Source organism: Kaistia hirudinis (assembly GCF_014196455.1).
Taxonomy (GTDB): domain Bacteria; phylum Pseudomonadota; class Alphaproteobacteria; order Rhizobiales; family Kaistiaceae; genus Kaistia; species Kaistia hirudinis.
The window spans coordinates 453,053-467,557 of the sequence record NZ_JACIDS010000002.1 but is presented as its reverse complement, the minus strand read 5'-3'; the positions used below and the strand labels follow the sequence as shown (position 1 = coordinate 467,557).

General features: G+C 67.4%; 14 protein-coding genes and 1 tRNA gene. 10 read left to right on the top strand and 5 right to left on the bottom strand.

What is annotated here, in order from left to right:
* Window positions 1–13: 13 nt before the first annotated feature.
* Complete coding sequence (locus tag GGR25_RS07215) at window positions 14–838, top strand: universal stress protein (protein WP_183398077.1); 825 nt, start codon at window positions 14–16, stop codon at window positions 836–838.
* 87 nt (window positions 839–925) lie between these two features.
* Window positions 926–1,612: a DUF937 domain-containing protein gene (locus GGR25_RS07210; RefSeq protein ID WP_183398076.1), complete on the top strand. Its 687-nt coding sequence runs from the start codon at window positions 926–928 to the stop codon at window positions 1,610–1,612.
* A 116-nt stretch (window positions 1,613–1,728) separates the two neighbouring features.
* Here the strand turns inward: GGR25_RS07210 and GGR25_RS07205 are convergent, their stop codons facing one another.
* Window positions 1,729–2,061 carry a YjiS-like domain-containing protein gene (locus GGR25_RS07205; protein WP_183398075.1) on the bottom strand — a complete coding sequence of 111 codons (333 nt, stop codon included), beginning with the start codon at window positions 2,059–2,061 and terminating at the stop codon, window positions 1,729–1,731.
* Window positions 2,062–2,363: 302 nt separating this feature from the next.
* On the opposite strand from GGR25_RS07205, the gene GGR25_RS07200 reads away from it, so the two are divergent.
* On the top strand, window positions 2,364–3,245 hold the full coding sequence (locus GGR25_RS07200; RefSeq protein ID WP_210299845.1) for a LysR substrate-binding domain-containing protein: 882 nt from the start codon (window positions 2,364–2,366) through the stop codon (window positions 3,243–3,245).
* Window positions 3,242–3,871: a phosphotransferase-like protein gene (locus GGR25_RS07195; protein ID WP_183398074.1), complete on the top strand. Its 630-nt coding sequence runs from the start codon at window positions 3,242–3,244 to the stop codon at window positions 3,869–3,871. The genes GGR25_RS07200 and GGR25_RS07195 overlap by 4 nt, the downstream gene beginning before the upstream one ends.
* An 18-nt stretch (window positions 3,872–3,889) precedes the next feature.
* Here GGR25_RS07195 and GGR25_RS07190 read toward each other — a convergent pair whose 3' ends face one another.
* The 3 genes from GGR25_RS07190 to GGR25_RS07180 all read right to left on the bottom strand — a co-directional run bounded on the left by GGR25_RS07190 (window position 3,890) and on the right by GGR25_RS07180 (window position 8,269).
* Entirely contained in the window at window positions 3,890–4,270 is a 381-nt protein-coding gene (locus GGR25_RS07190; RefSeq protein WP_183398073.1) for a DoxX family protein, read from the bottom strand.
* A 29-nt stretch (window positions 4,271–4,299) separates the two neighbouring features.
* The gene (locus GGR25_RS07185) at window positions 4,300–5,229 is read right to left on the bottom strand and encodes a glutaminase (protein WP_183398072.1); all 930 of its coding nucleotides are present in this window, start codon (window positions 5,227–5,229) and stop codon (window positions 4,300–4,302) included.
* A gap of 94 nt (window positions 5,230–5,323) precedes the next feature.
* The gene (locus GGR25_RS07180) at window positions 5,324–8,269 is read right to left on the bottom strand and encodes an ATP-binding protein (protein WP_183398071.1); all 2,946 of its coding nucleotides are present in this window, start codon (window positions 8,267–8,269) and stop codon (window positions 5,324–5,326) included.
* Between the two features lie 211 nt (window positions 8,270–8,480).
* Between GGR25_RS07180 and GGR25_RS07175 the strand changes: the two genes are divergently transcribed.
* From GGR25_RS07175 to GGR25_RS07165, 3 genes are all read left to right on the top strand, one after another.
* Entirely contained in the window at window positions 8,481–8,861 is a 381-nt protein-coding gene (locus tag GGR25_RS07175; RefSeq protein ID WP_183398070.1) for a phasin family protein, read from the top strand.
* Between the two features lie 292 nt (window positions 8,862–9,153).
* Entirely contained in the window at window positions 9,154–9,660 is a 507-nt protein-coding gene (locus GGR25_RS07170; RefSeq protein WP_183398069.1) for a phasin, read from the top strand.
* Between the two features lie 240 nt (window positions 9,661–9,900).
* Window positions 9,901–9,977, top strand: a tRNA-His gene (locus GGR25_RS07165).
* Window positions 9,978–10,058: 81 nt separating this feature from the next.
* Here GGR25_RS07165 and GGR25_RS07160 read toward each other — a convergent pair.
* Window positions 10,059–10,604, bottom strand: a complete 546-nt coding sequence (locus GGR25_RS07160; RefSeq protein WP_343067990.1) for a helix-turn-helix domain-containing protein — start codon at window positions 10,602–10,604, stop codon at window positions 10,059–10,061.
* 468 nt (window positions 10,605–11,072) lie between these two features.
* Here GGR25_RS07160 and GGR25_RS07155 point away from each other — a divergent pair, with 468 nt between their 5' ends.
* The 3 genes from GGR25_RS07155 to GGR25_RS07145 are packed head-to-tail and all read left to right on the top strand — an operon-like array spanning window position 11,073 to window position 14,496.
* Window positions 11,073–11,915 (top strand): FCD domain-containing protein, encoded by an 843-nt coding sequence (locus tag GGR25_RS07155; RefSeq protein WP_183398067.1) that lies wholly within the window; start codon window positions 11,073–11,075, stop codon window positions 11,913–11,915.
* Window positions 11,912–13,414 carry a sugar ABC transporter ATP-binding protein gene (locus tag GGR25_RS07150; protein WP_183398066.1) on the top strand — a complete coding sequence of 501 codons (1,503 nt, stop codon included), beginning with the start codon at window positions 11,912–11,914 and terminating at the stop codon, window positions 13,412–13,414. The genes GGR25_RS07155 and GGR25_RS07150 overlap by 4 nt, the downstream gene beginning before the upstream one ends.
* A 20-nt stretch (window positions 13,415–13,434) precedes the next feature.
* Window positions 13,435–14,496 (top strand): ABC transporter permease subunit, encoded by a 1,062-nt coding sequence (locus GGR25_RS07145; protein ID WP_183398625.1) that lies wholly within the window; start codon window positions 13,435–13,437, stop codon window positions 14,494–14,496.
* Window positions 14,497–14,505: the final 9 nt, after the last annotated feature.

The window sequence follows — 14,505 nt, the reverse complement described above, 5'->3', positions numbered from 1 at the left end:
AGAGAGGGTCATCATGGACATTCAGGACATCAGCGTCGTCGTCGACCTCGCCGGAGAGCGCCGTGCCGCCTCGGCGGCCATCGGCCTCGCGGCCAAGCTCGGCGCGCATCTCACCGGCATCACGCTGGCCTATGATCCCGTCGTTCCCGGCTATGCCGTCACGCCGGTTCCCGTCGATTTCATGCTGAGCGCGCGCAACCAGGCGATCGCCGACGCCAAGACCGCCGAGGCCGATTTCCTCGCCAAGGCGACGGCCGCCGGCGTTTCGCACGAGTCGCGCATGCTTGAGGTCATGTCCGGCGGCGGCCTCGACGACATCATCCACGAGGTTCGCCTCGCCGATCTCGTGGTGATCGGCGAAGACGATCCCGACCGGCCGGAGCCGGTGCGCGAGGCGCTGATCGAATCCGTGCTGTTCCATGCCGGCGCGCCGCTGCTGCTCATTCCGCGCAAAGCGCCGGCGACGATCGATCCGCGCCATGTCGTCATCGCCTGGGACGGATCGATCACGGCCTCGCGCGCCGTCCGCTCCTCCCTCGCCTTCCTGCAGGCGGCGGAGAGCGTCGACGTCATCATCGTCGACGACGGCAAGGAACTGCCGACGGGCCAGCGCGTCTCGGCCTATCTCAAGCGCCATGGCGTCGCCGTGACGGTGAAGACGCTGCCGAACCCGGCGAAGGACGTCGCGAAGACGCTGCGCGCCTATGCCGGCGAATCGGGCGCGGGTCTCATCGTCATGGGAGCCTATGGCCATAGCCGCCTGCTCGAATGGATCCTCGGCGGCGCGACGCGCGGCATGCTGAAGGGCCTCGATATTCCGCTCGTCATGGCGCATTGAGCGCCCTGCGGACAACCGGCGGGAGCGGCACGATTTGACGTGCCCGCCGGCAAGCCCGATCATCCGGCAAAACGGGTGGAGGGCGTGATGAAGACCTTCTTTGATCTGATGCAGGACGCACAGCAGAACGCCATGAAGGCGTTCGGCACCAGCGACCTCTTCGGCGTCTCTGCCGACCAGCAGGCGCGGGCCTTCCAGGCGATGATGCCGGCCTTCTGGCTGGGACTGAAGAAGAACACAGCCGACCCCTTCGGCGTCACCACCTTCTGGCAGCAGCTGGCGGGCGGACAATACGGCTCCTATTTCGACAACCCGCTGCTCGCCGCGACGCCGAACGGGCTCGCCGAGGGCACCAAGCTGCTCGAATCGATGTTCGGCTCGCCCGAAGTCTCCCGCGCCGTCGCGCTGCAGGTCGAGGCGGCGACGGGCATCACGCAGGACGTCGTCCGCCGCATGATGCCGGTCTATGCCAACATCATGATGGGCGGGCTGCAGAAGCAGAGCGAGAGCTTCGGGAACCCGTTCCTGAAGATGATGCAGGAAATGACGCAGCCGAAGGCGGAACCGAAGAAGCGGCCCGACCTTCCCTTCGTCACAATGATGGAAGCCTTCCTCGGCAAGGAGCCGGAAAAGGCGCCCGAGCCCGAGGAGCCGATGACGCAGGAAGAGGTGATCGACCGCCTCTTCGACGCCGGCCGCGCCATGCAGGACAATTACTGGAAGTCGATGGAACGGGTCTTCTCGCAGTTCGGCGACGGCACCAAAAAAGACTGAAACGAAAAAGGCCCGCGGCTGAACCGCGGGCCAAGTGCGGAATCCCCAGGGGATCAGGGAATTCCGGCTGCAGAGATAGGATGCCGGAAGGGCCGGCATCGCATGTGGGGGTGGGGTCAGCGGTGGCGGGCGCGAAGCTCCGCCGCCCGCGAGAGACGATCGCGCGTCTGCGCCTGATGCGCGAAGCGGCGCTCGAGCGCGAACATCGAAAGCTGGATCGAGGGATCCTCGTCGCGGTTTGCGGCCATGGCGCAATAGACGTCGCCCTGGGTGAGCCCGATGTCGCTCAGCATATGAGCGTCCCATTCGAGCAGGCGCGCCACCTGACGGCGGTTTTTCCACACGCGAACCCGGTTTGCGAGCGCGGCGGCGCAGTTCACGACGATCGTGAGGATCGTGCGCGGGCGCGAGGTCCGGCTTCCAGCGGAGAAGGTCTCGAATGTGGTCATGGCAGCCTCCATAGGCAGGCGCGACAGGGGCCTTCCGCCGCGCGGAAGGGGTTGCCCGATTGCGTATCGTGGTGACAATCGAACATTGTCTCAATCCGATTGATCATTCCAACGAATGTTTCTAATATCAGCCATCGGAAACGATGATGCTTGAGCGATTGCGGGCGCTGGCAGTTCTGGACCGCCGAAAGCCCCGCCGCCACCCGTTTCCTGCCGAGGTTTCGCGATCGTCAGCCGGCGAAGCGCAATTTGGCAGGCCATTCCGGGTTCTGGCCGATCGCCAATGATGTGAGGTTTCGAACATGGCCAATATGCTCGATCTCGATCAGCTGCGGACCTTCGTGGCGATCGCCGATTCCGGCTCCTTCACCAAGGCGGCCGATTCCGTGCACAAGACCCAGTCCGCCGTCTCGATGCAGATGCGCCGGCTCGAGGAGCGGATCGGCAAGCCGATCTTCGGCCGCGACGGACGCAGCGCGAAGCTCACCGAACAGGGCGAGCGGCTGCTCGGCTATGCGCGGCGCATGGTGCGCCTCTCCGACGAGACCATGGCCGCGTTCGACGACGAGGAACTGTCCGGCCGCGTGCGGCTCGGCACGCCGGACGACTACGCGGACCGCTTCCTGCCCGAAATTCTCGCCCGCTTCTCGCGCTCCAATCCGCGCGTCGAGGTAACGGTGGTGTGCGAGCCGACGATCCAGCTGATCGAGGCACTGCGTGCGGGCGAACTCGATCTCGGCATCATCACCAACACCAAGGATACGCCGACCGCGGAAATCGTGCGGCAGGAGCCGCTGCTGTGGGTCGCGTCCGGCCATCACCGGCTGGAGGAGGAGGAAGTGCTGCCGCTCGCGCTCGGCCGCGACACCTGCTGCTGGCGCCGCACCGCGCTCGAATCGCTGAGCGCGACCAACCGCAAATATCGTCTGCTTTATGCGAGCAATAATTCGACCGCGCTTTCGGCGGCCGTGCTCGCGGGCCTCGCCATCTCCGTGCAGCCGGAATCGGCGCTGCGCCCGGGCATGCGGGTTCTCAGCGAGGCCGAAGGCTTCCCGCGCCTCGCCCCCTGCGAAATTGGACTTCTTCGCGCCCCGAATCGCCCGACCAATGCGATCGTCGACGCACTGGCCGAGCACATCGTCTCCTCGCTCGACAATCTCTCGATGCGCGCGGCGGCGGAGTGAGGGCTCCCGGCCGGATCGTGGTGCTGAACGGCGCCCCGCGATCCGGCAAATCCTCGATCGTCGCGGCGTTGCAAGCCGATCCGGGCGGGACATGGATCAATCTCGGCGTCGACATGCACATGGAGCGCATGCTGCCGAAGCGCCTTTTGCCCGGGATCGGACTTCGTCCGGGCGGCGAGCGGCCGGACCTCGAACCGTTGCTGCCGGTCTTGTTCGCGGCGCTCTATGAATCGATCGCCGCCCATAGCCGCCTGGGGCTCGATGTCGTCGCCGATGTCGGCCACCATGATGTCCATGCACAGCCTCTCGGCATCCTGGCTGATGCGGCCCGCCGGCTCGCCGGCCTGCCGGCGATGCTCGTCGGCGTGCGATGCCCGCTCGACATCATCATGCAGCGGCGCCGATCCGACGCCAGCGGTCGCGACTATGTCGTGCCGGGGACCGGTGGCGATGTTCCCCTGCCCGTACGGCGGTGGCAGGACGCCGTGCACCGGCCGGGCATCTATGACATGGAAGTCGACACTTCGATCTTGTCTCCGGAAGCCTGCACGGCCGCGATCCTCGCGCAATTCGGGGTCGGCATTCCCCGACCCTCGGCCTTCGAGAGACTTGCAGCAGGTCGCTAAGGACCGAGGCCGCTTCGACTACGTCGTGGCGTAGGCTGCCGAGATCAGGAGGCCGCCGATGATGGCGAGGTTGGTCTGCCAGACCTGGCGGGCGGTTTTGCGCGGCTCGCCCTTCAGATCCCAGAAATTCAGCATCAGGAACGAGGCGATGAGGGTGAAGGCGACGAGGCCGATCGAGGCGCCGAGCACGTAGAAGCCGAACATCAGCCCGAGGCCGGCGATGATCTGGAATGCGGTTCCGATCACCAGCGCCAGCTGCGGCAGCGGCACGCCGCGCGAGCCGAGCTGCTTCATCAGCGCGTCGAAATCGAAGAAGTGCTGCAGTCCTGCGGTGACGAACAGGCCGCCCAGGAGAATGCGGCCGATGATGAGCAGCCAGATTTCGACGACGCCGTCCATGATTCCCCGCAGCTTATGCCGCGAGGATGCTAGGGCGCGAAGATGGACCAGTCCATCGCCTTTGCGAGGCGTTCGAGCGCGAGCGAGCCGAGCAGCGAATTGCCGACCTTGTTGAGGCCCGGCGACCACACGGCGATCGAGGCCTTGCCGGGCACGACGGCCATGATGCCGCCGCCGACGCCGCTCTTGCCGGGGATGCCGACGCGGAAGGCGAAATCACCCGAGCCGTCATAATGGCCGCAGGTCAGCATGACCGCATTGATGCGGCGGGCGCGCTCGCGCGAGACGATCCGGTTGCCGGTCAGCAGATGCTTGCCCTCCCCCGCGAGAAAGCTCGCGGCGACGGCGAGCTGGCGGCAGCTCATGGCGATCGCGCATTGATGGAAATAGACGCCCGTCGTCCATTCGACGGCGTGGCGGATATTGCCGAACGCCTTCATGTAATTGGCGAGCGCGCGGTTGCCGAAGCCGGTCTCCTCCTCGGAGCGCGCCACCTTTTCGTCGATGAAGACGGAATCGTCGTCGGCGAGGCCGCGCATGAAGGAGAGGATCAGGCCGATCGCCTCGCGCGGCTTGTAGCCCGACAGGAGCACGTCGGTGACGACCAGCGCGCCGGCATTGATCAGCGGATTGCGCGGAATGCCATGCTCATATTCGAGCTGCACGATCGAGTTGAACGGATTGCCGGACGGCTCGCGTCCGACCCGGTTCCAGAGGATGTCGCCGACCTGGCCGAGTGCCAGCGTCAGCGTGAACACCTTGGAGACGCTCTGAATGGAAAAGGGCTCGTCGGCATCGCCGGCCGTGTGCAGCGTGCCGTCCTCGGTCAGGACGGCGAGGCCGAAGCGGGCCGGATCGACCTTGGCGAGCTCGGGAATATAGCGCGCGACGGCGCCGCGCTCGCTCGCGCTCGCCATGTCATGGGCGATTTCGTCCAGCACGGACTGAAGATTGGGCATGGTCGGAAGGCGCCTTCGCGCGGATGATCAGGGATGCGCGTCGGGCGACCGCAGTGCAACAATGCGCTGCAGCGGCACGGCGATCAAGCCGCGATCAGCCGGCCAGCACGCGCGTTGGCGGGAAGGTGACGCGCACCAGCGTGCCCTGGCCGACGGTCGAATCGATCGCGAAGGCCGCGCGATTGGCCTCGACCAGCGCCTTGGTCAGCGGCAGGCCGAGCCCCGTGCCGTCGGAGCGGCGCTCGCGCGAGGTCGCGAGCTGGCGGAACGGCTTCAGCGCGGTCTCGATGTCGCTCGCCGACATGCCGACGCCGGTATCGCGGATGCGCAACGTGACCTCGCCGCTCTCCTCCATCACCGTGGAGACGATCACCTGGCCACCGGCCAGCGTGAACTTGACCGCATTGGAAAGGAGGTTGAGCACGATCTGCCGGATCGAGCGGGCATCGGCGACGATGTTCGGCACCTGATCGGAGATCGAGGTGCGGATGATGATGCGCTCGCGGTTCGCCTGCGGCTGCATGACCGCGACGCATTCCATCACGAGGTCGTTGAGCGAGACGGCCTGGAAGGCGAGATCGAGCTTGCCGGCCTCGATCTTGGAAAGATCCAGCAAATCGTTGATGAGGCTCATCAGATGCGCGCCGGACACATGGATGTCGCGCAGATATTCCTTGTAGCGCTCCGTGCCGATCGGGCCGAAGCGCTCCTCCATCATCACCTCGGAGAAGCCGATGATGGCGTTGAGCGGCGTGCGGATCTCGTGGCTGATCTTGGCGAGGAAATCGGATTTCTGCATCGACGCCGTCTCGGCGGCGCGGCGGGCATTGATCAGCTCTTCCTCGGCGTTCTTCCACTGCGTGATGTCACGCAGCACGGCGCAGAACTTGCCGGTCGCCGGCAGGCGGCCCATCGTCATGAAGAGCGGGATCAGCCCGCCCTGCGGCACGCGGCCGATCACCTCGCGCCCGTCATTGAGGACGCTCGCGACGCCGTTGCGCGTCAGCCCGTCGAGATAATCGAGCGCCGATTTGCGGCTTTCCTCGGCGAGCAGCTCGGTGAAACGGTGACCGGCGACGGCCGCCGTCTCGATGCCGAACAGCGCCTCGGCGCTGCGGTTCAGCCGCTCGACGAGCCCATCCTGATCCACGACGAGAATGCCGTCCGTGGCGGTGTCGAGGATCGCTTCCAGCTCGACGAGCTTCTGCTCCACCGCATGGAGCGCCTCCAGCGGAGCCGACGGCGCGGGCGCGGCCGGCTCGGCCACGGGCTCCGCGGCCGGAGTGGCGTCCGTCTCCGGTGCGACAGGCTCCTCGATGGGGGCCGCATCAACGGGCTCGACGGCGGCCGGCGGCTCCGCGGCCGGCGCGGCTTCCGCTGCGGGCGCGGGCACGGCCTCGCGGATGGCGGACGAGCGCCGCGCGGCGTCCTCTGCGCCCAGCGCTGCCGCAATGCGGCGGAAAGCCTCCTGCTCGGGCACGCTCAGCCGTTCGGTCTCGGCCGCCGGCACAGCGGCACGCGGCAGGCGGACGACATTGCTCGTCACGGCCGGCGCCACGGTCTCGGCCGGCGGGGCGCTGTCCTGCTGCGTTCCCGTCTCTGGGCGTGCCTCGGGCTCCGGTTGCGCTTCCGGCTCCTCTTGCCGGCGTGTCTCCAGCGGGCGGATCACGCCGAAGCCGCGATAGCCCTCGAAGCGCCGGTCGCGCGCGAAGGCCGGCAGAGCGGCGAGATCGACGGCGACGCGCTGCCGCGTGCCGTCGGCCGGCCATTCCAGCGTCACGCCGCTCCATGTATCGCGCCTGGCGAGCACGGCGGCGAGGTTGCGCGCGCCCTCCAGCCCCCGCGCCGCGGCGACCTCGGCCCAGCTCTTGCCGACGATGTCGCCGGCCACGGGCCCGACGATGGCCGCGAGATCGGCCGAAACGAAGGTGAAACGCGTCTCCGCATCCATCTGGAAGACGAAGCGGACGGGGCCGCGGGGGGCGACGAACGCAAAGGCGGGCTGGCTCGCGGCCTCTGCCGTCGCTTCGGGTACCGTCGCCTCGGCGGCCACAGGCTCGTCGGGTACACGTTCGGCTTCGCTCTCGTCCTGGCCCACCGGCTCGACGGCGGCATCTTCGTCACGTGCCGTGGCCGTCTCGGGCGGCGTATCGATGGTCTCAGCCAGAGTCGGTTCCACCTCGGCTTCCGCCGTTTCGGCGGCCAGAGGCACATCCGGCGCGGCCATCTCGGCTTCCTCCGGCTGTGCCGGCCCATCCACCGCAGCGGACGCCGGCTCGGAGGACACGGGCATGGGGGCGGTGGACGTCAAATCGTCGACGACGGGCATTTGGACAGCCGGCGCGGCGGTCGGTTCGGGCTCGAAGGCGATGCGCTCGGCCGGACCGAGGATCGTCAGCAGCCCGTCCAGCCCCTCGCTCGAAAAGCGGGCAGCGCCGGCGGCGCGGCGGAAATCCCCGACGCGCAGGACGCGCTTGAGCAGCCGCTCGCCGCTCGTTGCGACCGCGGCGGCCAGTTGCTCGATCGCCGCCTCGCCCGCCGCCAGCGTATCGAAGCCGCCGGCGAGGGCGAGCGGACGGCCGTCCAGACCGGCGACGGCCACGAGACAATCGTCATTGGCGAGGTCTTCGACCAGAGCGCGCGCACGGTCGGCGAGCGGGGCACGGGCCGTGGTCGGCGCGGCGATCGTGACCAGCACGCCGGTGCCCTCGCCCGGCAGTTCGACATGGCGGCAGTCGGCCGCGACATTGGTCAGCCGGCCGCCGACATGAAAGCGGATGCGCTCCAACCGCCGCGCGCCGATCGGCACGGCGCGGGCAAAGCGCGCGACCGCCTCGCCGGCCGGCAGCGCGGCCGAAAGGCGACGCTCCAGCAACTGCGCGATCGAGCCGTCGCCCATGAAGGCGGCGCCGGCGGCATTGGCGAAGAGGATGCGGCGCCCATCGGCGGCGTAGAGCAGCACCGGCGCGGCGGCGAGCAAAGCCGATCCGATCGCCGGCAGGGCGGCGAGATCGAGAAAGGCATGGCTGCGACCGCTCATTCGGCCCGACTCCCAAGGCGTCCCGGCTTCGCCCGAAACAATGTACCGGCTCTGTTCCTTAACGAAACACTAATAAAGACATCGTGGTCGCCGGTCCACGCGCAGCACCTTTCCTACCGTGTCTTCCACGCCGCTTGGTTAATTCAGCCGCGACTTTCGCCCGTCACGCCTTCGGGCTATCGTAACCCTACCCAAGGACGAGGAGGACGATATGGCCGACAAGACCGCGTTCGAGATTCCGGAGCCGATGCGCACCTTTGCCGACAAGAGCGTCGATCAGGCGAAAAAGGCCTTCGACGACTTCATGACCGCGACGGTCAAGGCGATCGACAAGGCCGAGACCTCCGCCAAGTCGCTGCAGAGCGGGACGCAGGATCTGAACCGCCAGGCGATCGGCTTCGTGGAGGAGAACGTCGCCGCGACCTTCGAATTCGCGCAGAAGCTCGTCCGCGCCAAGACGATCGAGGAATTCGGCGAACTGCAGAAGGAGTTCCTGGCCAAGCAGGCCGAGGCGGTCCGCGGCCAGTCGCAGAACCTGACCGAGATGATGGGCCGCGTCGCCAGTGACGCCGCCACCAAGGCCAAGGGCTGACGGCCGGCGCCGATCGAGCGCGCACCGCCCTGATTTGAAGCGCTGCTAAAATGCACAACCCGCCGATTTTTTCATCGGCGGGTGTTTTTTGTCCGCTCCGGATGTTTGACACAAAGCGCTTTGAACGACCTAGCTGTTTGGAATCATTTCCGATTTGTGCATCGCAACATTTTGTTGCAATGCACCATCACATGGTCTATATGAATGACATGATCGGAGCGGCGGGTTGAGCGGAAGCACAGCCTGGAAACATCGGGCTCCGAGGAACACGTCATCCAAGGAGAATTGTGAAATGTCCGATACTCCCGCCACCCCCGCGAAAGCCGCTAAGTCCGCCGCTGCCAAGGTCACCAAGGCCTTCGAGGCTCCGTTCGAGGCGTTCAATTTCTCGGTTCCCACGACCGAGATGCCCGCCGCCTTCCGCGATTTCGCGGAGAAGGCGCTGACCGGCAGCAAGGACGCTTACGCCAAGCTGAAGACCGCCGCCGAGGAAGCCACCGAGGCGTTCGAGGACACGGTCGAGACGACGCGTTCGGGCGCTCTCGAGTTTGGTCACAAGTCGCTCGACGTCGCCAAGACGAACACCGATGCGGCCTTTGCCTTCTACAAGGAGCTGCTGACGGCGAAGACCTTCGCCGAAGTGCTCGAGCTGCAGACCGGCTTCGCCAAGAAGCAGGCCGAGGCGCTCGCCGCGCAGGCCAAGGAATTCCAGGAGCTGTCGCAGAAGCTCTTCACCGAGGCTTCGCGCCCGCTGAAGGCCTCCTACGACAAGGCCGTCAAGACCGCCAAGTTCAACTGATCCGTCAGCTGAACTGCCCAGCGCGGCCGATCCGTCGATCGGCCGCAGCGGCACCCACCCCCCGAAATAGCGAAACGGCCCGGCATGTCCGGGCCGTTCTGCTTTTCCGGCCCTCGCACGGCGTGCGAGACGGCATCCGGCCGTCCTCCGGCACCGCTCCCCACAGCTTTTCGCGCCGGCGACGCATTCGCGCTTGAAACGCGGCGCCTTTGCTTCTAGGTTCCGCTCGCTTTCGTACAGGCAGCTGTAGCTCAGTTGGTTAGAGCGTCGGATTGTGGCTCCGAAGGTCGGTGGTTCGAGCCCACCCAGCTGTACCAAGCTAGCCACACCCCTAAGCACTGAATTTATCCGCAGTCCGGCCTCACGACGATCGCGTGGCCCCATGCTGCTTCCACGTCCTACGACAGGCTGCAGGACGACAGGATCTCCGTCCGCTCACCGCCGCGCCGCGGCGCCATGATCGGCTTGCGCTCGGCCGCCTGCGCGCGGCGCCAGCGGGAGGGCGTTTCGCCGACGAAGCGTCCGAAGACGGTCGTGAAATGTGCCTGGGTCTGGAAGCCGACGGTCAGCGCGATCTCGACGATGCTCAGGCTCTCGTCTAGCAGCAGCCGCCTTGCCTCGTCGATCCGGCGCCGCAGCAGATATTCGTGCGGACGGAGGCCCGTCGCGACGCGGAACTGCGCCGCGAAATGCATGCGCGTGAGCTTCGCCGCCGCGGCGAGATCGCCGAGCGTGATCGGCTCGCCGAGATGAGCCTCGATATGGTCGACGACGCGCTTCAGGCGCCATTTTGGCAGCGCGGCGCAGGGGCGGCGCGGGCGCGCCGTCGAAGCCCCAGACTCAGATGAGCACAGGCTGATCGCGCCGGCCGCCATCGCCTCGCCCGCCAATGGGACATGGACCGAACTCTCGGTCGCGGAACGGCATGACAGGGTGTCGAACATCGGCATCTCCTCGCTCTCGAATGCGGTGCGATCGCCCCTGCCCGGATGCTGGAGAGCGAAGGCTCGCTGCCGCGTCCGCCGGGTGATGGCGATGAGGAGAAGTCTAAGGACCGCCGCGGCGGGCTCCCATTCTACGGGAGGGCGCCGGGGTCACCGGTTCGCATGAGGGCGGGTAAACCCAAGTATGAGCGGCACGGCCGGCCGACGCTGGCAGCCGGCGAAGGCGGACCGTTTGGTGGTCGCAAGCGATGATTGCTCGACCCGCGGACCCTGCCATGTGGGTTGACGGATATCGAATATATTCAATACAGTTTTGGCAGGGAGGACGTTCTTCGTCATGCGTCAAGAGTCTGCCGAGGCCATGAATTGGTCGCGTGCAGGCACGGTGTGCTTTGCCCTCAAGGTGGAGCGCCGCGACCTGTCCGTCGGTCATCGCCGCGCCCCTGCGCCCGTCGCGATGGGTGCGCCGTGAGCGGTCCGAGCCTCGCTGCAGCGAGCCCGCCGGAAGCCGAGGGCGCGTTCCGCGAGAGCGAACTCGTCGGCGACGTGCCCTTGCTGGCGCCGGCCTGGGTGCTGAGCGAACGGGTCTATCGCGCGATCCTGCAAATGCTGGCGCGCGGCACGCTGCGCCGTGGCGCGACGCTGCATATCGGCGTGCTCGCCAAGGCGCTCGGCGTCTCGCAGACGCCGGTGCGCGAGGCGCTGGCCCGGCTGGCGGCCACCGGCCTCGTCGTGCACGAGGCGCGCAAGGGATACCGCATCGCCCCGCCGCTCGACGCCGCCGGATTTCGTCAATTGATGGACGCGCGCCGTCTCGTCGAGATCGGCGCGATCGGCCATGCCTGCCGCCTCGGCGGCCCCGCCTTCCGCGACGAACTCAGCAAGGCCTTCGACACGCAGAGCGCCGAGGTGAGCCGGCTGCACGCCGCGCATCCGGTCGACCGCGCGGAGCGGGCGCGGCTCGAATGGCGGGTGCTGGAGGCGGACCTCCATTTCCACGAGGTCATCCTCGATCATTCGCATAACCGCTTCATCCGCTTCATGGCCGATGCGCTGAAGGCACAGTTGCACCGCATCCGGCAATCGGCGGAACAGGGGCTGGTCGACCATGGCTTCGCGCTCGCCGAGCACCGCGCCATTCTCGAGGCCGTCATGAGCGCCGATACGGCGGCGGCCGAAGGCGCGATGCGCCGGCACATGGACCTCGTCGAAGAACGCGCGCTGGCCGAGATCGCCCTCGCCGCCCGCGCCGGGACGCCGGAGCACGGCCCATCGAGCGGGCCGGACGAACATCAGGGAGTACGGCGATGACGCCCGGCGGCACGCTGCGTTTCGAGAACATCGTCAAGGCGTTCGGCGGCACGCAGGCCCTCAAGGGCGTCAGCTTCGAACTCTCGCGCGGCGAGATCGTCGCGCTGCTCGGCGAGAACGGCGCCGGCAAATCGACCCTCATCAAGATCCTCTCGGGCGTCCACAAGGCCGATTCCGGCACGATCACGCTCGACGGCCAGCCCTATTCGGCGGGTCGGCGCGGCGATCACGCCGTCGCCTTCATCCATCAGGATCTCGGCCTGATCGAATGGATGACGGTGGCCGAGAACGTGGCGCTCGCCCGAGGCTTCGCCCGGACATCGCTCTTCGGCTGCGCCGGCATCATCGACTGGCGCGCCTGCGAGCGCATTGCCCGCGACGCGCTGGCGCGGGTCGGCTGCGACATCGATCCCGATACGCGCGTCCAGTCGCTGAGCCGCACCGAGAAGTCGCTCGTCTCGATAGCGCGCGCGCTCGTCGCCGATTGCGACTTCCTCGTTCTGGACGAGCCGACGGCCAGCCTTCCGGCCGACGAGGTCGAGCGGCTCTTCGCCGCCATGCGTGCGCTCAAGGCGCGCGGCGTCGGCATGATCTATGTCTCGCACCGTCTCGACGAGATCTTCCGCGTCGCGGACCGCGTCGTGGTTCTCCGCGACGGGCGCCTCGTCGGCGAGGATCCGATCAGCGAGACCACGCCGGCGCGCCTCGTCTCGATGATTGTCGGCCGCTCGACCTTCGATGCGTTCCAGAAGGTCGAGCGCAGCCCCGGTCCGGTCCGCGTCTCGGTGCGCGGTCTCGTCACCGAGCAGGCCGGCCCGGTCGATTTCGACATCCGCCAGGGCGAGTTGCTCGGCCTTGTCGGCTTGCGCGGTGCCGGTCAGGAGGATATCGGCCGCGCACTCTTCGGCGCGGTCGCACATGGCGGCACGGTGCGGATGGATGGCGAGACGCTCGACCTCGCCTCGCCGCATGCGGCGCTGAAGCAGGGCGTCGGGCTGATGGCGCGCGATCGCGGCGAAGAGTCCGTCGCTCCGTCCCTCACCGTGCGCGAGAACCTCTTTCTCAATCCGGCCGCGCTCGGGCGCCGCGCCTTCGAGGCGCTTTCGCCGCGCACCGAGGCGGAGCGCGCGCGGCAGATCGGCGCCGCGCTCGATCTCCGCCCCAATGATCCCGGCCTCGCAATCGAGGGGCTCTCCGGTGGCAATCAGCAGAAGGTCGTCGTCGGCCGCTGGCTGGAGACGAACCGGCGCCTGCTGGTGGCGGAGGACCCGACGGCCGGCGTCGATGTCGGCGCAAAGGCGGAGATCTACGGCCTGATGGCGCGCGCGCTGGACGAGGGCCTCGCCGTCGTCGCCGTCTCGACCGATTTCGAGGAGGTCGCCCAGATCTGCCACCGGGCCCTCGTGTTCAATCGCGGCCGCATCATCGCCGAGCTCACCGGCGACGCGCTGACGACAGAAGCCGTGATCCTGGCTGCTTCCGCATCCGAAGCAGCCTGAAGGGAGACAATGGAATGGCGGTGAATTCAGTCAAGTCGACGGCCCTGGAGCCGACGCGCAGCGAACTCAGGCGCCTGCCGCTCGGCGCGCGCATCGTGCGCCTGCTGCCGGTCTACGGACTGGTGGTGCTCACCGTCCTCCTGGCGATCATCTTCACGATCCTGCTGCCGCAGACCTTCCCGACCGTGCTCAATGCGCGATCGATCATCTCCGACAAATCGATCATCGCCACGCTCTCGCTGGCCGCGATGATCCCGATGGTGACGGGCAAGATCGACCTGACGATCGGCTATGGCATCGTGCTCTGGCACATGCTGGCGATCAGCCTGCAGCTGTGGTTCGGCATTCCCTGGCCGCTCGCCGTGGTGATCGTGCTGGTGCTCGGCGCGGGCGTCGGCCTTCTCAACGGGCTCCTCGTCGAGGTCGCGCAGATCGACAGCTTCATCGCGACGCTCGGCACCGGAACCGTGCTCTACGCCGTCGCCATGTGGCATTCGCAGGGCCACCAGATCATCGGCACGCTGCCCGACGGCTTCCTGGCGATCAGCGGCGCGCGGCTGTTCGGCATGCCGATCACGGGCTTCTATGTGCTGCTATTCTCGCTCGTGCTGTGGTTCATGCTCGAATACCTGCCGATCGGGCGCTACCTCTATGCGATCGGCGCCAACCCCAAGGCGGCGGCGCTGAACGGCATTCCGGTGCGCCGCTATACGGTGCTCGCCTTCGTCGCCTCCGGCACGCTGACCGCCGTTGCGGGCGTCCTGCTCGCCTCGAAGCTGCGCGTCGGGCAGGCGAGCGTCGGCCTCGAATTCCTGCTGCCGGCGCTCGTCGGCGTCTTTCTCGGCTCGACCACGATCAAGCCCGGCCGCTTCAACGTCTGGGGCACGATCGTCGGCGTCGCGATCCTCGCCATCGGCATTTCCGGCATCCAGCAATTCGGCGGCGCGTTCTGGGTCGAGCCCTTCTTCAATGGGACGACCCTCGTCGTCGCCATCGGCATCGCCGCCTATACGCAGCGCCGCCGGGTGAGTGCGCAGCGCTTCGCGCCAAATTCAACCATTCGCGACGCAAAGCAGTCGTGAAGGCAAGAG